Raw genomic sequence first — 17345 nt, forward strand, 5'->3', positions numbered from 1 at the left:
ATGACGTGGCGGGCGCATGACGTGCCGCGGATGGAATCGGTTCGGGTGCAGTTGTCGGGCAACCGGATCAAGGCGTACGGCCGGATAGTGGCCGCCGCGACGTCGTCGCACCCGGCTTTCTCGGCGTCCTACGATCTGGTCACCGACGAGGCCGGCGCCACCAGAAGACTCTCCATGACGGTCACCCTCGCCGAGCGGGAGCGCCAGCTGTCGATCGCCCGCGACGAGGAGAACATGTGGCTGGTGCAGGACCACACGGGCAGGTCTCAACGTTCGGCCTTCGACGGCGCCCTCGACGTCGACGTGGTCTTCAGCCCGTTCTTCAACGCGCTGCCGATCCGGCGTACGGGCCTCTACAAGCGGTCGGACTCGATCAGCTGCCCGGTGGTCTACGTGCGGCTGCCGGAGGTATCGGTCGAAGCGGCGGTGCTCGGCTACAGCAGCGCCGAAGACGGCATCAAGCTGCACTCGCCGGTCGCCGAGACCACTATCAGCGTGGACCCCGACGGGTTCATCCTCGACTATCCCGGACTGGCAGCGCGGATCTGATCACACCGCCGGCGCGTCCGGCCGCGGCCAGTTCGTCGCGCCACTGCTGCTCGCCGATGGCGATCGTGACGATGTCGGGCCGCTCGAAGCTGTCGTAGCGCACGCGTGCGGAGTGTCCGGCCTCGACGAGGTCGGTGATCGGCTCGCGACGGGCCAGCGAGTCGCGCGCGTGGTTGAGCAGTTCCAGTGAGTGGTCGAGCACGGGCAGCAGGTGCTCGGCGTTGGCCTCGCACATGGCGCGGACCAGGTCGGGCGCGGTGCCGGCGACGCGGGTGCCGTCGCGGAACGAGCCCGCCGCGAGCGCGTAGGCCAGCGGCACCTCGCCCGCGGTCGCGGCCAGCGCCTCGGCCAGCAGGTGCGGAAGATGCGAGATGGTGGCTGCCGCGGCGTCGTGTTCGTCCGAGCGTGCGGGCACCACGACCGCTTTGCAGTCCAGTGCCAGCTGCATCACCAGCATCCACACCTCGGGATCGACGTGGTCGTCGACGCTGACCACCCACGGCGCGCCTGCGAACATCCGCGCGTCACCCGCCTGCCATCCGGAATGCGCGGTGCCTGCCATCGGATGGCCGCCGACGAACCGGTCCAGCAGGCCGTATGACCGAACTTCCTCCAGGACAACACCTTTGACGCTGGTCACATCGGTCAGCGGGCAGCCCGGCGCAGAGCTGCGGATGTGATCGAGCAGCTGGGGCAGAGCGGGGACCGGAACCGCCAGCACCACGAGGGCGTCTCCTGCGGCGGCCCGGGTAAGCACGGCGTCGATGTTCTCGTCGGCGTCGAATCCGTCGGCGCGGGCCGCCTCGACGGCTTCCAGCGACCGGTTGTAGCCGAACACCTCACGCCCGGCTGCGGCAGCGGCCCGCATCACCGAGCCCCCGATGAGCCCGAGACCGAGCACACAGACCGGCGTTTTCGTCATCCCACCAGACTGGCACATCGGCCGCATCGACCGACGTCAGCCTTGGTGCGGTTCCCTGGTCAATGACCTGGTCGGCGACTACCGTTGCCGACATGGCAGCACAGCGGGCACCGGTCCAGGAACAGGCCGGCGACGCCCCAGACGGGTTCGGCGTGGCCGTCGTCCGCGAGGACGGCAAGTGGCGGTGTGCGCCGATGCGGCGCGCGGTACTGAACAGCTTGACCGACGCGGAGACCGAGCTGCGGGAGATTCGAAGTGCCGGAGCGGTATTCGGGTTGATCGACGTCGACGACGAGTTCTTCGTGATCGTGCGCCCTGCGCCCGCGGGGACGCGGCTGTTCCTGTCCGACGCCACGGCGGCGCTCGACTATGACATCGCCGCCGAGGCGCTGGAGATGCTCGACGCCGACATCGAGCCCGAGGAACTCGAAGAGGCCGAGCCGTTCGAGGAGGGCGACCTCGGGCTGCTGTCCGACGTCGGCCTGCCCGAGGCGGTGCTCGGCGTGATCATCGACGAGTCCGACCTCTACCCCGACGAGCAGCTGGGCCGGATCGCCCGAGAGATGGGGTTCGCCGACGAGCTGTCGGCGGTGCTCGATCGCTTAGGTCGGTGAACCGACGATGAGCCTGAGTCGGTGACCGACGAAGACCTGATTCGCGCCGCGCTGGCGGCCGCCCGCGCCGCCGGACCGCGCGACGTACCGATCGGCGCGGTCGTCGTCTCGGCCGACGGCACGGAGCTGGCTCGCGCCGCCAACGCGCGCGAGGAACTGGGCGACCCCACCGCGCATGCCGAGATCCTGGCGATCCGCGCCGCCACCGCCGCGCAGGGCGACGGCTGGCGGCTGGAGGGCGCGACGCTGGCGGTCACCGTCGAGCCGTGCACGATGTGCGCCGGTGCGCTGGTGATGGCCCGCGTCGCTCGGGTGGTGTTCGGCGCGTGGGAACCGAAGACCGGTGCGGTGGGCTCGTTGTGGGACGTCGTGCGCGACCGGCGGCTCACGCACCGGCCACAGGTGCGCAGCGGCGTGCTTGCCGAGGAGTGCGCGGCGCCGCTCGCGGAGTTCTTCGCCCGACAGCGATTGGAGTGAAGGCCCCGCCGCCCGGTAAGCTGCCACACGGTGGCGTGTCCGAGCGGCCTAAGGAGCACGCCTCGAAAGCGTGTGACGGGTAACCCCCGTCCGAGGGTTCAAATCCCTCCGCCACCGCCAAGTCTCCTGCGTATCCGTGCCGGGAGAGACTCCGCCGCGGTATGCCGCAGATCGTGCGGAGTGATCGCCTGCTCCTCCGCCCGCTTCACCGCCCCGGCGAACCAGTCGGCGTCCAGCTCTACCGGGGCCTCGATGGCATCGTCGACCGCATCGTCGACCGCATCGTGATGATGTGTAGGCGGCAAGTCGCCGAGAGCCGTGATGCCCCAACCGTGATCTTCTCAGCGGCTATTGCGAACTCTAAGATGGATGGCGGCTCGCTACGTGTGACACGGGAGTCACGAAAATGAAAATTAAGCAGTTCAAGTTGGTGTCGGCGGCCGTGGGTGCTGGAGCGTTGCTCGGCATGGGACTGTCACCGGTGGTGTGGAACGGCGCCAGTTCTGCCAATGCGGTGCCGGTCGCGCCGCAGGCCCCAGAGACCAAGACCATTGAGATGAAGTCCGTCGAGATGAAAGGTCCAGTGGTGGTGGGCAGGCCGCCGATCACGACTGCGCCATACACCATCCCGACCGGCGAACCGCAGTAATCGGTTGCACGCGCGCAAGGTCCCGCTTGGATGCCTCGGGACCGCGCTGATCCATGTCCTGAAGCTGACGCGGTTGCAGTCCTAACCACGTCTTCTGCGCCGGCCCCGCTTGGTAGTCCCTCGGCGCGCCGGGTTACGTCGCGTCAGTTGGCACGGGTATCTTTACTGCAACTGGAGGACACAGATACCGGAGAGCCCATGTCGAGCGACCTGACCGACCTGCATCTGCTGAAGGCGCTCGAACCCGTCGTGGAGAAGGGCCTCAACCGGCACCTGTCGATGCACAAGGACTGGAACCCGCACGACTTCATCCCGTGGTCGGAGGGCAAGAACTACTACGCGCTGGGCGGCCAGGACTGGGACCCCGAGCAATCGACGCTCTCCGAGGTCGCTCGGGTGGCGATGATCCTCAACCTGCTGACCGAGGACAATCTGCCGTCCTATCACCGCGAGATCGCACAGAACTTCGGCCTGGACGGCGCGTGGGGCCAGTGGGTGAACCGCTGGACGGTGGAGGAGAACCGGCACGGCATCGCGTTGCGTGACTACCTCGTCGTCACCCGTGCCATCGACCCCGTCGAGCTCGAGCAACTGCGCATCGAGCAGATGACCCGCGGCTTCTCGCCCGGCCAGAACGATCAGGGCGAGGACATCCTGTTCGCGACCCGCCTGTTCGACTCGGTCATCTATGTCACCTTCCAGGAACTCGCGACGCGCGTTTCGCACCGCAACACCGGCAAGGCGTGCCACGACACCATCGCCGATCAACTCCTGCAACGGGTTTCGGCTGACGAGAACCTGCACATGATCTTCTACCGCGACGTCTCGGAGGCCGGCTTCGAGATCGCGCCGAACCAGGCGATGCACTCGCTGCACCACGTGCTGCGCAACTTCAAGATGCCCGGCTACACCGTTCCCGACTTCCGTCGCAAGGCCGTGACGATCGCCGTCGGCGGCATCTTCGACCCGCGGATCTTCCGCGACGATGTGGTGATGCCGGTGCTCAAGAAGTGGCGCATCTTCGAGCGCGACGACTTCGCCGGCGAGGCGGCGCGCCAGCGTGATGACCTCGGCGCGCTCATCGACGAGCTCGACGACTCCGCACGGAAGTTCGAGGAGTCCAAACAACGCCAGCTGGAGCGCCAAGCCCGCGCGGTCGCCGCGCGCAACGGGCACCGGGTGCCGGTGGCCGCAGCTCAGGCCTGAACCAGTTGCCGCTCGGCGCCGATTGCGAGCAGCGCCACGTCGTCCTGGACCCCGTCGCCCAACTCGTCGAGCAGGTGGCCCAACGCGGCGACGAGCTGTGCGGGACTGGCCGGCGCCAGCCGTCCGGTGAAGTCGAGCAGCCCGCCGGCATCGTCGAAGCGGTCGCGGCCGGATCCGGTGCGGGCCTCGGTCAACCCGTCGGTGTAGAGCAGCAGCGTGTCGCCCGGCGTCAACTGCACCGTCGCGTCCACGAAACGCGGGTCGGCGATGATGCCGACCGCCTGCCCGCCCATTGTGGACACCTCCTCGACGGCGCCGTCGGCGCCGAGCCTGAACGCGGGTGGATGGCCACCGCTGGCGAGGTGCACCTCGACTCCTCCGTCATTGGGCGCCAGCGTGCCGACGATGACCGTGGTGAGGGTCGGCTTCGCACCGCCGTACCGCTGGTTCAGCACGGTGTTGAGGGTGTGCAGGCTCGCGACGAGGTCCTCGCTCATGACCGCGCTCGCACGCAGCGTGTAGCGCGTCAGCGAGGTGAGTACCGCCGCCTCGGCACCCTTGCCCGCGACGTCACCGAGGAAGAAGCCCCACCTGTCGGTCGACAACGGGAACAGGTCGTAGAAGTCGCCGGCGACGTCGTCGGTCGCCGGGTGATAGAGCACCGCGGCCTCCAGCCACGGCGGCGGCGTGAGTAGCGGCGGCAGCAGCGAGCGCCGCAATGTCGACGCCAGCAGTTCCGCGCGGGCCCGCTCGCTCTCGGCGCGCCTGCGTTCGGACAGCAGCTCACGCTCATAGGACCGCCGCTCCGAGGATGAGAGCACCGCCATTCGAATGACCGGGTCGTCTCCAGATCGTGTGCGGTCGGCGGTGATCAACACCGGCATCCGGGCGCCGCCCGCGGTCACCAGGTCGACGGCCCACTCGGCCACTTCACCGTTGACCTCCAGAAGCAGCGCCACGTGCGTCTCGTAGTGAATGCGACCGCCACCGCTGAAGAACTCGGTGAACCGTCTTCCGATGAGCTCTTCTGGTGGGTGGCCGAGCCAGCCGGCCATGGTGCGATTCACCGCGGTGATCCGCCGGTCACCGGCCGCGCACAGGAGACCACACGGACCGTCGTCGAAGACCTCGCCGTCGAGCATCGTCACGACGTCCCGTCGACGAACGAAGCAATCGCCGCCGCGGTGGCCTCCGGCAAGGTCAGCTGCGGGCAATGCCCGTCGGTGTCCAGCGTGATCAGGTGGCTCGAGGTGATCTGCTGTGCCACGTATGCGCCCACGCCAGTGGGCGCGATGGCGTCCTCGGCGCATTCGAGCACCAGCGTCGGCACCGCCACCAGGGGCAGATCCGCGCGGTTGTCGGACAGGAACGTGGTCCGCGCGAACACCCGGGCGCAGGCGGGATCGGTGCGACAGAAACTCTCGGCGAGTTCCTCAGCGAGCTCAGGGCGGTCCGACGCACCCATGATGGTGGGAGCGATCGCCTGCGACCAGCCGAGATAATTGCTGTCCAGCGACTCGAGCAGGTCGTCGATGTCGGCACGGCTGAACCCGCCGCGGTAGTCACCGTCGTCGATGTAGCGCGGGGACGGCGCGACCAGCACCAGCTTGGCGAACGCCTCCGGCCGGGCGCAGGCGGCCAGCACACCCATCATCGCGGCGACCGAATGGCCGACGAAAACCACGTCGCGCAGTTCGAGTTCGTCGACGATATCGAGGACGTCACGGGCGTAGCTGTCCAGCGTCGCGTAGCGGTCGGCATCCCACGCCGACGGATCCGACCTACCGGAGCCGGCGTGGTCGAACAGCACGATGCGATATCGCCGGCTCAGCGGCGCCGCCACGAGCCGCCACATGTTCTGATCGCAGCCGAAGCCGTGCGCGAGCATGAGGGTCGGGACACCGTCGCCCTCGGCGCCGAGGACTCGCACGTTGTTGCGTTCACGCACGTTCATCGCGATCACCTTCGCATCGAGGCGGCCGACTGTCACCACCGGCCGCGAATGGATTCCGGGCGGCCCGCCGTTATAGTCTCGAACGACTCGGGGGAGTCAACGGGATGGTCAGCACAGCAGACGAGTTTCCATCGTCTGTGCCGCTGCGCCGTCCACGCGGACGCTATTGTCAGTCAGTCACTAAAGCAGAGGTCAGGGCGACCGCGGTGACCAACCCGAAAGAACTGGTTGCTTATGCGCGCGCTTCATGACCAAGGGCCGGTGCCCTCGGCCGGTGGAGGCTTGCCGCTGACCCCCTTCAACGTGCTCCTGGTCGAGGACGACCGAGGCGACGCCGTTCTGGTCGAGGAACTGATCGCCGATGCGGACGCCGACATCAACGTCGTGTGGGCGCCGTCGATGGAGGAGGCCCAACGCCAGCTGGACAAGGACCGGCCCGACTGCGTCCTGCTCGACCTGAACCTGCCCGACGCCGACGGCATCAAGGCGCTGGACCGGATCTTGCGGCGCGACGTCACCATGCCCATCGTCGTGCTCACCGGACTCAACGACGAGCACTTCGGCATCTCGGCGGTCGCCGCGGGCGCGCAGGACTACCTGGTCAAGGGCCGCGTCGAGCCCGACACGCTGCGCCGCGCGCTGCTGTACGCGGTCGAACGCAAGCGCGCCGAGCTCACCGCGGTCGAGCTGCACGCCAGCGAGCTGCGTGCCAGGGAGAACGCCCGGCTCGAGCGCGGGCTGTTGCCCTCGCCGCTGCTGCTGGACGGCCCAGACGTCGACATCGTCGCCGAATACCGGCCCAGCAGGCAGCACGCGCTGCTCGGCGGCGACTTCTACGACTTCGTCCAGACACCCGACCGCACCGTGCACTTGATGGTCGGCGACGTCGCCGGGCACGGTCCGGACGAGGCCGCGCTGGGGGTGGCGCTGCGGATCGGCTGGCGCGCCCTGACCTTCGCCGGGCTGCGGGGCAACGAGCGCATGCGCCAGCTCGAACGCGTCCTGCGCACCGAACGGCCGGGATCGAGCATCTTCGCGACAGTCGTCAGCGTGGCGATGTCGCCGGACAGTCTCAGCTTCAACGTGGTTTCCGCCGGCCATCCGGGCATGCTCCTGCACGGGCCGGACGGGGTGGAGTGGCTGGAGCCGGAGGGCGGCCCGGCGCTCGGAATCAACGGCGGCGGATGGCCGCTCAACAATTACGACCTCCCGCCGGGATGCGGCTTGGTGCTGTTGACCGACGGCCTGTTCGAGGGGCGGTCCGGACGCGGCACCGAGCGGCTCGGGGAGAAGGGCCTGCTGGAGATCGCCAGGACGTATGCACACCTTCCGGGCCGGGAGTTCGTCAGGGAACTGATCGACGACGTCGAGCGCCGCGCCCAGTCCGTCGGCGGCATCAGCGACGACATCGCCGTCGTACGGGTGGAGCGGACATCCGCCGGATGAGGTCACGGTTCACGGTTCAGGGCTGGCAGAACCTCGTGCTGGCCGCGATGGGTGTCGTGGTGCTCGCGGGGGCGATCGCCGGTGCGGTGCTGCTCAATCGCACCGACGAGGCGGCGACCGAGATCACCAACGAGATCGGGCCGATGCGCATCGGCGCCTACCAGCTACAGGCCGCCCTGCGCGACCAGGAGACCGCGGTGCGCGGTTACGCGATGTCGGCCGACCCGCGGTTCCTCGAGCCCTACTACGCCGGGCAGCGCGCCCAGGATGCGGCGGTGCAGCAGATCCGCAACTACGCCGGGGACCGGACGCAGGTGCTGGCCGACGTGGACGCCGTCGAGCGCGCCGCCGGCATGTGGCGCGGGGTGTACGCCGAACCGACGATCGCCGCAGTCACACCGGGCCGGGTCATCGCGCTGCCACCGGAGACGGTCCGGCGCGGGGAGGCGGCGTTCGACAACCTGCGCAGGCTCTTCGACGAGCAACTCGAGCATCTGCGGCAGGCCCGGGCCAGTACCGACGAGAACCTCGCGCAGACCAAGCAGTGGCGCGACACCGTGCTGATCGGCGTCATCGTGGCGTTCCTCGTCGCGGCGATCCTGCTGGCGCTGGTGGTCCGGGTTGCTGTCACCCGGCCGCTCGAGGCGCTCGCCGCGTCGTGCCGTCGCATCACCGAGGGCAGCTTCGACGAGAAGATCGTGCCGCGGGGGCCGCGGGACATCCGTAGCATCGCCTCCGACGTCGAGGACATGCGGCAGCGCATCGTCGACGAACTCGACTCCTCGCACGAAGCACGCACCCGGCTGGCCGACCAGGCCCTGGAACTGCAGCGCTCCAACGCCGAACTCGAGCAGTTCGCCTACGTCGCCTCGCACGACCTGCAGGAGCCGCTGCGCAAGGTCGCCTCCTTCTGCCAATTGCTCGAGAAGCGCTACGGCGACAAACTCGACGACCGCGGCAAGGAGTACATCGGCTTCGCCGTCGACGGCGCCAAGCGAATGCAGATCCTGATCAACGACCTGTTGACTTTCTCGCGGGTGGGCAGGATCAACTCGACCGAGACCGAGGTCGACCTGGGTGGCGCGCTCGACGCCGGGGTCGAGAACCTGTCCACCTCCATCGAGGAGGCCGGCGCCGAGATCGTGCGGCGGGGCCAACCGCTGCCGTACGTGAAGGGTGACCCGACGCTGCTGACCATGCTGTGGCAGAACCTCATCGGCAATGCGATCAAGTTCCGGCGTCCCGACGTCGCGCCGTGCGTGGTGATCGACTGCGCCGCGGGCACCGAGTCGCGCGACGGGTCGTGGATGTTCACGGTGACCGACAACGGCATCGGCATCCCAGACGAGTTCGCCGAGAAGGTTTTCGTGATCTTCCAGCGCCTGCACGGGCGCGACGGCTACAGCGGCACCGGCATCGGTCTGGCGTTGTGCCGCAAGATCGTCGAATATCACGGTGGCAGCATCTGGATCGACACCGCCTACACCGACGGCACCCGGTTTCAGTTCACCATCCCCACCGCTGTGGACGAGCGTGTCGCAGCCGACTTGGAAGGAAGCACCGCATGACCAGCGAGGCGAGGGCGATCGACGTACTGCTCATCGAGGACGATCCCGGTGACGAGCTGATCACGCGAGAAGCGTTCGAGCACAACAAGATCAAGAACAACCTCCACGTCGCCCACGACGGCGAGGAGGGGCTGGACTTCCTCTACCGCCGCGGCAAGTACTCCGACGCGCCGAGGCCCGATCTGATCCTGCTCGACCTGAACCTGCCCAAGTACGACGGCAGGCAGTTGTTGGAGCAGATAAAGTCCGACGCCGACCTCAGCCTGATCCCGGTGGTGGTGCTCACGACGTCCTCGGCAGAGGAAGACATTCTGCGCAGCTACAAGCTGCATGCCAACGCCTACGTCACCAAGCCGGTGGACCTCGACCAGTTCATGAACGCGGTGCGCCAGATCGACGAGTTCTTCGTTCAGGTGGTGCGGCTGCCGCACTCCTGAGCCGTGCCGGCGGTGTGGAAGGTGATCCGCACGGTGGTGCCCGACGCGCTTCGCATCAGCTCGACGAGGTCACTGGTGGCCTCCATGATGGGCAGCCCGCGGCCGCGTGTGGTCGGTTCGCTGCTGGGCGGGCGCCATGAGCCGTGATCGCTGATGCAGACGACGATGGTGCCGCCCTCGACCGACGCCTCGATTTCGATGGTGCCGGCATCTTCATTGCGGTAGGCATGCTCGACGCTGTTGGTACACGCTTCGTTGACCGCGAGCACGATGTCGGCGACGACAGCATCGGGGGTGCCGAGCGGCTCGATCCATTGGAGCAGACGATGCCGGATCTGTGCCAACCGTTCGGCGGTCGCCGAGATCTCGAAGCACAAGGGGTCCACTATTCGCGGACGCGCATCCAACCCCACGGTGGTGGTTGTACCCCTTACGGGCCCATAACCCACGTAGGCCACGCGTGCGCCGCCCGTTTCACAGCGGCATCGAGGCGCAGATCACAGTGTGGAAGGGGAGGCCTCGCGGGCAACGGTCCGCGGCGCGCGGGTGTCGATGCGGCGCCTCAGCCGTAGAACATCACGTGGAAGTCCTGCGTCCAAGCGCCGTCGATGCAGCTGAGCGGGAAGCCGTCGGGAGTCTGCGCGACGCCGCTGGCGTCACCGCAGGGCAGCCGCTGGGTGCGGATCCCGACCAGTGGCGGCGATGCGATCCATACGTTGCGCGAGTTGCAGGCCAGGGTGTTGCCCGCGGCGTCGATGCCGAAGTTGTAGCGGGTGTTCGCTCTGCAGAATGCCCCTTCGACGGCGGTGCGGTCGACGTACTCGATGCAGTCCGCGCCGTCGCAGTACCCGGGGGACGCCGGTGCATTCGCGGCGGTGAACAAGGGCGCGGCGACGAACCCGCACGCGAGCGCAACTGCAGCCGTGAGCTTCATGCGCTTAGCCTATGTGCCGGACAATCGTGGCGGACAGGGAATAGGCTCATCTGTCATGAAGCGCGTCATCGGAGCCGTCGCAACCGCTCTCGCAACGGTCGGCACCGCGCTCGCCGTCGCCCCGGCGGCCAGCTCCGACACCGTCGCCTACCTGGTGAACGTGCATGTGCGACCGGGATACAACTTCCCCAACGCCGAGGCCGCAATCGGCTACGGCAACTCCATCTGCGACCGCGTCGCCGCGAAGATGGGCTACGCCGAACTCGTCGAACAGGTCAAGGCCGACTTCCGGACGCGGGACTACTACCAGGGCGCCTACCTGATCAACCAGGCGGTCAACGAACTCTGCCCGGCACAGATCTGGCAGCTCAGACAGTCGGCGGCCGGTTACACCCTCCCGTAGCGACTCGGGCCGCAACGACGACGGCGGCGCCCCCGCCGGGACGCCGCCGCCTGTCGAATCGATGACCTGCTAGGGGCAGCTGACCTCGATCTCGAACGGTTTGGTGATCGGCTGCAACGGGTTCGCCATGTCGATGCCCGTCGCTTTGCCGGTGATCGTGTAGGTGTTGCCGTCCTTCTCGACGTTGGCTTCACCCTGACCCGTGCCGCTGGTGTAGCCGAGGGTCACGCCGTTGACATTGCCGAGCCCGACGGACTGCACGGTGGGCGAATCACCGGAGCTGATCACGGCGCCGATGCCGGTGGTGGCGTCGCCGATCGCGATGTTGGTGTTGCCGCCCATGCTGCTGCACACGACGGTGCCCTGGACTTGCTGGTCCTGTCCGTCGATCGTGACGGTGGTCTTGCCCTCCGCGGCGGCGGCCGTCGATGTTTCACCCGAGGTGGACGACTTGTCCTCCGACGAACAGCCGGCCAGACCGGCGATCACGAGCGCCGCGCCGCCGATGGCGACCACGAGTCCATGCTTCACCACTGTTCTCCTTCATGTTTGCGTGACCCGTCAAGATCGGATCATCTAGAGCAGTATGGTGCGCCGCATCCCGCTGAGCACTGAATTGGCAGAAATACGGCGCCGATACCCCGGCTGAGCCGGCTAGCAGGACACCTTGATGGCGAAGGTGGCCGGTGCGCGAAAGCTCGGCGCGTCGGTGTCGTATCCGTAGGCGGTGCCGGAGATGTCGTAGGTGAGCCCGGTCATCGTCACGTCCGCCTCGCCTTGTATGCCCACGTTGTAGCTGCCGGTGAAACCGCCGAGATCCCTGATGCGGACGAACTGGGTGCTCAGGTCGGTCTCGTTGGACACCATCGCCGTGAGGCTCGAGCCGTTTTCGTCGGTGGTGATCGTGCTCAACGGTCCGGTGGTGTCGCAGGTCACGGACTCGATGACGCCGGCGTCGCGGCCGTTGACCGTCACCTCCGCCGTGCCTGCCGCGAGTTCACCCGCGGGCGGGCGATACTCCGGAGGGTCCGACGAGCACCCAACGAGCACCAGCGCCGCCGCAGCGGCGGCCATCCACCGAATCCTCACAGTGCAGAATCTACGGCGTGGCCGACTCGAAATCCGCGTCTGTGAAGAATGAGGCGGCCCCGTACTTCAGTGTCGCCGCGCAACTGCCGGACCGGCTCGGGCGCACGGGTGTGATCCGCACCCCGCACGGAGAGATCCACACCCCGGCGTTCATCCCGGTCGGGACGCAGGCCAGCGTCAAGGCCGTCCTGCCGGAGGCGATGAAACAGCTTGGCGCACAGGCACTGCTGGCCAACGCCTACCATCTCTACCTCCAGCCCGGTCCCGACATCGTTGAGGAGGCCGGTGGCCTCGGCGCGTTCATGAACTGGTCAGGACCCACGTTCACCGACAGCGGCGGGTTCCAGGTGCTGTCCCTGGGGGCCGGCTTCCGCAAGGTGCTGGCGATGGACACCGACCGCGTCCAGGCCGACGACATCATCGCCGAAGGCAAGGAACGGCTCGCCGACGTCGACGACGACGGCGTGACCTTCCGCTCTCACCTCGACGGCTCGACTCACCGGTTCACCCCGGAGGTGTCGATCGGCATCCAGCATCAGCTGGGCGCCGACATCATCTTCGCGTTCGACGAGCTGACCACGTTGGTCAACACCCGCGGCTATCAGGAGCGGTCGGTGCAGCGCACGCACGAGTGGGCGGTGCGGTGCGTGGTCGAACACGCCAGGCTGCAGGCGGCACGGCCGGACAAACCGAGGCAGGCGCTGTTCGGCGTGGTGCAGGGTGCGCAGTACGAGGACCTGCGCAGGCAGGCCACCCGCGGGCTGGTGTCGATCGGCGACTTCGACGGCTACGGCATCGGCGGGGCGCTGGAGAAGCAGAACCTGGCAACGATCGTCGGGTGGGTGTGCAGCGAGCTGCCCGCCGACAAGCCGCGGCATCTGTTGGGCATCAGCGAACCCGACGATCTGTTCGCCGCCGTCGCCGCGGGCGCAGACACCTTCGACTGCGTGTCACCGTCGCGGGTGGCGCGCAACGCGGCGGTGTATTCGCACGAGGGCCGGTTCAACGTAACCAACGCGCGGTTCCGGCGGGACTTCACCCCGATCGACGAGGGCTGCGACTGCTACACCTGCGCGCACTACACCCGCGCCTATCTGCACCATCTGTTCAAGGCCAAGGAGATCCTCTCGGCCACGCTGTGCACCATCCACAACGAGCGGTTCGTGGTCCGGCTGGTGGATCGGATGCGGGCGGCGATCGAGGCCGGCGACTTCGACGAGCTGCGGGACGACACGCTCGGCCGGTTCTATTCGACGCGGGCACGATGAACAGATGACGACAAGCACCGACTCCCAGGCGCTGCTGCTTCGGCTCCTCGACCCCTCGAACCGGTCGGATCCGTATCCGATCTACGAAGAGATCCGCGCGCACGGTCCGCTGCGGCTGCCGGACATGAGCCTGGTGGTGTTCTCCTCGTTCGCCGACTGCGACGAGGTCCTGCGTCATCCGGCGTCGGCCAGCGACCGCTCGAAATCCACCGTCGCCCGGCGCCAGCTCCAGAGCGGCGACGAGCGGACGGAGCCGCCGAGCTTCCTGTTCCTCGACCCGCCCGATCACACCCGTCTGCGCAGGCTGGTCAGCAAGGCGTTCGCACCGAAGGTCGTCAACGCGCTGCAGCCCGACATCACCGCGCTGGTCGATTCGCTACTGGCCGGTGCCGGATCGCACTTCGACGTCGTCGACGAGCTGGCCTACCCGCTGCCGGTCGCGGTGATCTGCCGCCTGCTCGGAGTGCCGATCGAGGACGAGCCGCAGTTCCGGCGGGCCTCGTCGATCCTGGCGCAGGCACTCGATCCGGTCTTCAGCTTCACCGGGGAGACGCCGGAGAGCTTCTCGGAGATGATGGACGCCGGGATGTGGCTGCGCGGCTACCTGCGTGAGCTGATCGAGCGGCGCCGCTCCGAACCGGCCGACGACCTCATCTCGGGGCTGATCGAGGTGGAGGAGTCCGGCGACCAGCTGAGCGCAGCCGAGATCGTGTCCACCTGCAACCTGCTGCTCATCGCCGGTCACGAGACGACGGTCAACCTCATCGCCAACGCTGCCCTGGCGATGCTGCGGCGCCCCGATCAGTGGGCGGCATTGGCCGACGACCCGCACCGGGTGCCGGCAGTTGTGGAGGAGACGCTGCGGTTCGACCCGCCCGTCCAGCTCGTCGGCCGCATCGCGGCCGCCGACATGACGATCGGGCAGACCCCGGTGGCCGAGGGTGACGTGATGATGCTGCTGCTCGCCGCCGCGCATCGCGACCCGACGGCATTCGATCGGCCCGCCGAATTCGATCCCGACCGAGGCTCGATCCGCCATCTCGGGTTCGGCAAGGGGCCGCACTTCTGCCTCGGGGCCCCGCTGGCCCGACTGGAGGCCGCGATCGCACTGTCCGCCCTGACGGCCCGGTTCCCCGACGCCCGCATGGTCGGTGAACCGGAATACAAAGCCAACCTGACCCTGCGCGGCATGTCTTCGCTTTCCATAGCTCTTGGGTGAATTCAGCACGCGAATCGTCGCTGAGAGGCCATAAGGGCTATCGAAACCACACTAGGGTTCCAGCCATGCGAATCCTTCTGATCGGCGCGGGCGGAGTCGGAGCGGCGTTCTGCTCCATCGCCGCGCGCCGCGACTTCTTCGACGCCGTGGTGGTCGCCGACTACGACGAAGCGCGGGCGCGGCGGGCCGCGGAGGCCGTCGGCGACGACCGGTTCACCGCGGCGCATGTCGACGCGGCGTCGGCCGACACGGTCGCCGACCTGATCCGCCGCCACCACATCACCCATGTGATGAACGCCGTCGACCCGCGGTTCGTGATGCCGATCTTCACCGGCGCACTGGCAGGCGGCGCGGACTACCTCGACATGGCGATGAGCCTCTCGCAGCGGCACCCCGAACAGCCCTACGCGCTCACCGGGGTGAAACTGGGCGACGAACAGTTCGCGCTCGACGAGCAGTGGCGTGCGGCCGGGCGGCTGGCACTGGTGGGCATCGGCGTGGAGCCGGGGCTGTCCGACGTGTTCGCGCGCTACGCCGCCGACCATCTGTTCTCCGACATCGACGAGTTGGGCACCCGCGACGGATCCAACCTCACCGTCGACGGTTACGACTTCGCGCCGTCGTTCTCGATCTGGACCACCATCGAGGAGTGCCTCAACCCGCCGGTCGTGTGGGAGGCCGACCGCGGCTGGTTCACCACCGAACCGTTCAGCCATCCCGAGGTGTTCGACTTCCCCGACGGCATCGGCCCGGTCGAGTGCGTCAACGTCGAGCACGAGGAAGTGCTGCTGATGCCCCGTTGGGTCAAGTGCAGGCGCGCGACGTTCAAGTACGGGCTCGGCGAGGAGTTCATCGACGTGCTCAAGACTCTGCACAAGCTGGGCCTCGACCGCACCGAGAGGGTGACCGTCGGACCGGTCGAGGTCAGCCCTCGCGACGTGGTGGCCGCGTGCCTGCCCGACCCGGCGACGCTGGGGCCGCAGATGCGCGGCAAGACGTGCGCGGGCCTGTGGGTGACCGGCACCGGCACGGACGGCGATCCGCGCTCGACGTACCTGTATCACGTCGTCGACAACGAGTGGTCGATGGCCGAATACGGACACCAGTGCGTGGTATGGCAGACCGCGATCAATCCCGTTGTGGCGCTGGAACTCCTGGCCGACGGCAGCTGGAGCGGCAGCGGCGTGCTCGGCCCCGAGGCCTTCGATGCGGTGCCCTTCCTCGAACTGTTGACGGCCTACGGCTCATCCTGGGGGATGCGGGACAGCTAGCGCTCGCGGAAGATGAGCGCCATGCCCGAGGAACTGACCACCGAGCAGGCCGCCGATCGCCTGCGGCCCGCCGACAGCCTGGGCATCCCGCTCGGCCCCGGCCAGCCGCCTGCGTTCCTGCGCGCGCTCGGCGAGCGCACCGACTGGACCGACCTGCGTGTCTACGGCGCACTGCTGGCCGTGGGTACGGAGTTGTTCGCCCGGCCGGGCGTGCACTATCTGTCCGGTTTCTTCGGCCCGCTGGAACGGGCGCTTCGCGACAGCGGCGCCAACATCGAGTTCGTGCCGGCCGATTTCCGCCGCTTCGGGCCGCTGCTCGAGCGGCAGGCGCCGCGGGTACTGACAACGGTCGCGACCCCGCCCGACCGCGACGGCTGGTGCTCGCTGTCGCTGCACGCGGGCGGCACGGTCGAGGAGCTGCGCCGGGCGGGCGCGGACGCCGAACGCCTGCTCGTCGTCGAGGTGTCCGACGCCTTTCCGCGGACATTCGGGCTCGGCGCACGCCATCGGCACGCGCTGCACGTCGACGAGATCGACATCCTGGTGCGATCCACCGACGCCCCGCTGGCCCTGCCCGAGGGCCCGCCCACCGACGTCGACAAGCAGATCGCGCGGCACGCCGTCGGCTTCATCGGATCGGGCGCGACGCTGCAGACGGGCATCGGGTCGATTCCCAGCCAGATCGCCGCGATGTTGGCCGAGGGTGACGGCGGCGGTTACGGCCTGCACAGCGAGATGTTCACCGACGGATGCATGCGACTGCACCAGTCGGGCAAGGTCACCAACACCAGCAAGGGCCAGTACGACGGCATCAGCGTGACGACGTTCGCGCTGGGCTCGACCGAGCTGTACGCGTGGCTGGACGGCAACGACGACGTTGCATTCCTGCCCGTCGAGATCGTCAACGCGCCGGACGTCATCGGCGCCAACCACGACATGATCTCGATCAACGGCGCGCTCGCGGTCGACATCCAGGGTCAGGTGGTGGCCGACACGATCGACGGCGAACAATTCAGCGGGATCGGCGGCGCCGAGGACTTCGTGGCCGGTGCCGGACTCGACCTGTTGGACCGTTCGCTGATCTGCCTGCCGTCGACCTTCGAGAAGGACGGGGTGCTGCGGTCGCGGATCGTGCCCTGGTTCGGACCGGGCGCAGTGATCACCACGCCGCGGCACCACGTCGACGTGATCGTCACCGAGTACGGTGCGGCCGAACTGGAGGGCAAGACCGTCCAGCAGCGCGGCGAGGCGCTGGCCGCGATCGCGCATCCGCAGTTTCGCGACGACCTTGTCGCCGCGGCTGCGCGGGCCGCCAAGGGACGCTCACCGGTGGTGTAGC

20 protein-coding genes and 1 tRNA gene are annotated in these 17345 nt (G+C 68.1%); 14 read left to right on the forward strand and 7 right to left on the reverse strand.

Annotated elements, in window-relative coordinates; all coding sequences use genetic code 11:
* Entirely contained in the window at nucleotides 1-549 is a 549-nt protein-coding gene (locus K3G64_RS10510) for a putative glycolipid-binding domain-containing protein (RefSeq protein ID WP_238950589.1), read from the forward strand.
* Here K3G64_RS10510 and K3G64_RS10515 read toward each other — a convergent pair.
* On the reverse strand, nucleotides 512-1471 hold the full coding sequence (locus tag K3G64_RS10515; protein WP_238949689.1) for a prephenate dehydrogenase: 960 nt from the start codon (nucleotides 1469-1471) through the stop codon (nucleotides 512-514). The two genes, K3G64_RS10510 and K3G64_RS10515, sit on opposite strands and share 38 nt — an antisense overlap.
* Before the next feature lie 92 nt (nucleotides 1472-1563).
* Here K3G64_RS10515 and K3G64_RS10520 point away from each other — a divergent pair, with 92 nt between their 5' ends.
* The 5 genes from K3G64_RS10520 (at nucleotide 1564) to K3G64_RS10540 (ending at nucleotide 4417) form a co-directional block, all read left to right on the forward strand.
* Nucleotides 1564-2085 carry a tRNA adenosine deaminase-associated protein gene (locus K3G64_RS10520; protein WP_238949690.1) on the forward strand — a complete coding sequence of 174 codons (522 nt, stop codon included), beginning with the start codon at nucleotides 1564-1566 and terminating at the stop codon, nucleotides 2083-2085.
* Nucleotides 2086-2106: 21 nt separating this feature from the next.
* A complete protein-coding gene (locus tag K3G64_RS10525) occupies nucleotides 2107-2562 on the forward strand; it encodes a nucleoside deaminase (RefSeq protein WP_238949691.1) in 456 nt (151 codons plus the stop codon).
* Between the two features lie 29 nt (nucleotides 2563-2591).
* Nucleotides 2592-2682, forward strand: a tRNA-Ser gene (locus tag K3G64_RS10530).
* Between the two features lie 286 nt (nucleotides 2683-2968).
* On the forward strand, nucleotides 2969-3211 hold the full coding sequence (locus tag K3G64_RS10535) for a hypothetical protein (RefSeq protein WP_238949692.1): 243 nt from the start codon (nucleotides 2969-2971) through the stop codon (nucleotides 3209-3211).
* 198 nt (nucleotides 3212-3409) lie between these two features.
* Nucleotides 3410-4417 carry an acyl-ACP desaturase gene (locus K3G64_RS10540; protein WP_238949693.1) on the forward strand — a complete coding sequence of 336 codons (1008 nt, stop codon included), beginning with the start codon at nucleotides 3410-3412 and terminating at the stop codon, nucleotides 4415-4417.
* Here K3G64_RS10540 and K3G64_RS10545 read toward each other — a convergent pair.
* Together K3G64_RS10545 and K3G64_RS10550 are read right to left on the reverse strand one after the other, a co-directional pair.
* A complete protein-coding gene (locus K3G64_RS10545) occupies nucleotides 4408-5559 on the reverse strand; it encodes a SpoIIE family protein phosphatase (RefSeq protein ID WP_238950590.1) in 1152 nt (383 codons plus the stop codon). The genes K3G64_RS10540 and K3G64_RS10545 overlap by 10 nt on opposite strands.
* A gap of 2 nt (nucleotides 5560-5561) precedes the next feature.
* Entirely contained in the window at nucleotides 5562-6371 is an 810-nt protein-coding gene (locus K3G64_RS10550; protein ID WP_238949694.1) for an alpha/beta fold hydrolase, read from the reverse strand.
* Between the two features lie 234 nt (nucleotides 6372-6605).
* On the opposite strand from K3G64_RS10550, the gene K3G64_RS10555 reads away from it, so the two are divergent.
* Genes K3G64_RS10555 through K3G64_RS10565 form a run of 3 tightly spaced genes read left to right on the forward strand, consistent with a single transcriptional unit; the run spans nucleotide 6606 to nucleotide 9822 of the window.
* The gene (locus K3G64_RS10555) at nucleotides 6606-7817 is read left to right on the forward strand and encodes a PP2C family protein-serine/threonine phosphatase (RefSeq protein WP_238949700.1); all 1212 of its coding nucleotides are present in this window, start codon (nucleotides 6606-6608) and stop codon (nucleotides 7815-7817) included.
* Complete coding sequence (locus tag K3G64_RS10560) at nucleotides 7814-9385, forward strand: sensor histidine kinase (protein ID WP_238949701.1); 1572 nt, start codon at nucleotides 7814-7816, stop codon at nucleotides 9383-9385. Before K3G64_RS10555 ends, K3G64_RS10560 begins: the two co-directional genes overlap by 4 nt.
* On the forward strand, nucleotides 9382-9822 hold the full coding sequence (locus K3G64_RS10565; RefSeq protein WP_238949702.1) for a response regulator: 441 nt from the start codon (nucleotides 9382-9384) through the stop codon (nucleotides 9820-9822). Before K3G64_RS10560 ends, K3G64_RS10565 begins: the two co-directional genes overlap by 4 nt.
* Here K3G64_RS10565 and K3G64_RS10570 read toward each other — a convergent pair.
* On the reverse strand, nucleotides 9795-10235 hold the full coding sequence (locus tag K3G64_RS10570) for an ATP-binding protein (protein WP_238949704.1): 441 nt from the start codon (nucleotides 10233-10235) through the stop codon (nucleotides 9795-9797). The genes K3G64_RS10565 and K3G64_RS10570 overlap by 28 nt on opposite strands.
* 149 nt (nucleotides 10236-10384) lie before the next feature.
* A complete protein-coding gene (locus K3G64_RS10575) occupies nucleotides 10385-10756 on the reverse strand; it encodes a hypothetical protein (RefSeq protein ID WP_238949705.1) in 372 nt (123 codons plus the stop codon).
* 55 nt (nucleotides 10757-10811) lie between these two features.
* Between K3G64_RS10575 and K3G64_RS10580 the strand changes: the two genes are divergently transcribed.
* Entirely contained in the window at nucleotides 10812-11159 is a 348-nt protein-coding gene (locus K3G64_RS10580) for a DUF732 domain-containing protein (RefSeq protein WP_238949706.1), read from the forward strand.
* A 69-nt stretch (nucleotides 11160-11228) separates the two neighbouring features.
* Here K3G64_RS10580 and K3G64_RS10585 read toward each other — a convergent pair whose 3' ends face one another.
* The gene (locus tag K3G64_RS10585) at nucleotides 11229-11690 is read right to left on the reverse strand and encodes a lipoprotein LpqH (RefSeq protein WP_238949707.1); all 462 of its coding nucleotides are present in this window, start codon (nucleotides 11688-11690) and stop codon (nucleotides 11229-11231) included.
* A 123-nt stretch (nucleotides 11691-11813) separates the two neighbouring features.
* Nucleotides 11814-12248 carry a lipoprotein LpqH gene (locus tag K3G64_RS10590; protein WP_238949708.1) on the reverse strand — a complete coding sequence of 145 codons (435 nt, stop codon included), beginning with the start codon at nucleotides 12246-12248 and terminating at the stop codon, nucleotides 11814-11816.
* Between the two features lie 17 nt (nucleotides 12249-12265).
* On the opposite strand from K3G64_RS10590, the gene tgt reads away from it, so the two are divergent.
* From tgt to K3G64_RS10610, 4 genes are all read left to right on the forward strand, one after another.
* Entirely contained in the window at nucleotides 12266-13516 is a 1251-nt protein-coding gene (gene tgt, locus K3G64_RS10595) for a tRNA guanosine(34) transglycosylase Tgt (RefSeq protein ID WP_238949710.1), read from the forward strand.
* A 4-nt stretch (nucleotides 13517-13520) separates the two neighbouring features.
* Nucleotides 13521-14735: a cytochrome P450 gene (locus K3G64_RS10600; RefSeq protein WP_238949711.1), complete on the forward strand. Its 1215-nt coding sequence runs from the start codon at nucleotides 13521-13523 to the stop codon at nucleotides 14733-14735.
* Nucleotides 14736-14800: 65 nt separating this feature from the next.
* Nucleotides 14801-16006 (forward strand): saccharopine dehydrogenase family protein, encoded by a 1206-nt coding sequence (locus tag K3G64_RS10605; protein ID WP_238949713.1) that lies wholly within the window; start codon nucleotides 14801-14803, stop codon nucleotides 16004-16006.
* 21 nt (nucleotides 16007-16027) lie between these two features.
* Complete coding sequence (locus K3G64_RS10610) at nucleotides 16028-17344, forward strand: acetyl-CoA hydrolase/transferase family protein (protein ID WP_238949715.1); 1317 nt, start codon at nucleotides 16028-16030, stop codon at nucleotides 17342-17344.
* Nucleotide 17345 lies beyond the last annotated feature (1 nt).

The sequence above is a fragment of the Mycobacterium sp. IDR2000157661 genome (assembly GCF_022317005.1).
Taxonomy (GTDB): Bacteria; Actinomycetota; Actinomycetes; order Mycobacteriales; family Mycobacteriaceae; genus Mycobacterium.

Bases quoted from the DNA above. Each gene is read 5' to 3' on its own strand.
- K3G64_RS10510 (WP_238950589.1), top strand. From the start codon at position 1: ATGACGTGGCGGGCGCATGACGTGCCGCGGATGGAATCGGTTCGGGTG.
- K3G64_RS10515 (WP_238949689.1), bottom strand. From the start codon at position 1,471: ATGACGAAAACGCCGGTCTGTGTGCTCGGTCTCGGGCTCATCGGGGGC.
- K3G64_RS10520 (WP_238949690.1), top strand. From the start codon at position 1,564: ATGGCAGCACAGCGGGCACCGGTCCAGGAACAGGCCGGCGACGCCCCA.
- K3G64_RS10535 (WP_238949692.1), top strand. From the start codon at position 2,969: ATGAAAATTAAGCAGTTCAAGTTGGTGTCGGCGGCCGTGGGTGCTGGA.
- K3G64_RS10540 (WP_238949693.1), top strand. From the start codon at position 3,410: ATGTCGAGCGACCTGACCGACCTGCATCTGCTGAAGGCGCTCGAACCC.
- K3G64_RS10545 (WP_238950590.1), bottom strand. From the start codon at position 5,559: ATGCTCGACGGCGAGGTCTTCGACGACGGTCCGTGTGGTCTCCTGTGC.
- K3G64_RS10550 (WP_238949694.1), bottom strand. From the start codon at position 6,371: ATGAACGTGCGTGAACGCAACAACGTGCGAGTCCTCGGCGCCGAGGGC.
- K3G64_RS10555 (WP_238949700.1), top strand. From the start codon at position 6,606: ATGCGCGCGCTTCATGACCAAGGGCCGGTGCCCTCGGCCGGTGGAGGC.
- K3G64_RS10560 (WP_238949701.1), top strand. From the start codon at position 7,814: ATGAGGTCACGGTTCACGGTTCAGGGCTGGCAGAACCTCGTGCTGGCC.
- K3G64_RS10565 (WP_238949702.1), top strand. From the start codon at position 9,382: ATGACCAGCGAGGCGAGGGCGATCGACGTACTGCTCATCGAGGACGAT.
- K3G64_RS10575 (WP_238949705.1), bottom strand. From the start codon at position 10,756: ATGAAGCTCACGGCTGCAGTTGCGCTCGCGTGCGGGTTCGTCGCCGCG.
- K3G64_RS10580 (WP_238949706.1), top strand. From the start codon at position 10,812: ATGAAGCGCGTCATCGGAGCCGTCGCAACCGCTCTCGCAACGGTCGGC.
- K3G64_RS10600 (WP_238949711.1), top strand. From the start codon at position 13,521: ATGACGACAAGCACCGACTCCCAGGCGCTGCTGCTTCGGCTCCTCGAC.
- K3G64_RS10605 (WP_238949713.1), top strand. From the start codon at position 14,801: ATGCGAATCCTTCTGATCGGCGCGGGCGGAGTCGGAGCGGCGTTCTGC.
- K3G64_RS10610 (WP_238949715.1), top strand. From the start codon at position 16,028: ATGCCCGAGGAACTGACCACCGAGCAGGCCGCCGATCGCCTGCGGCCC.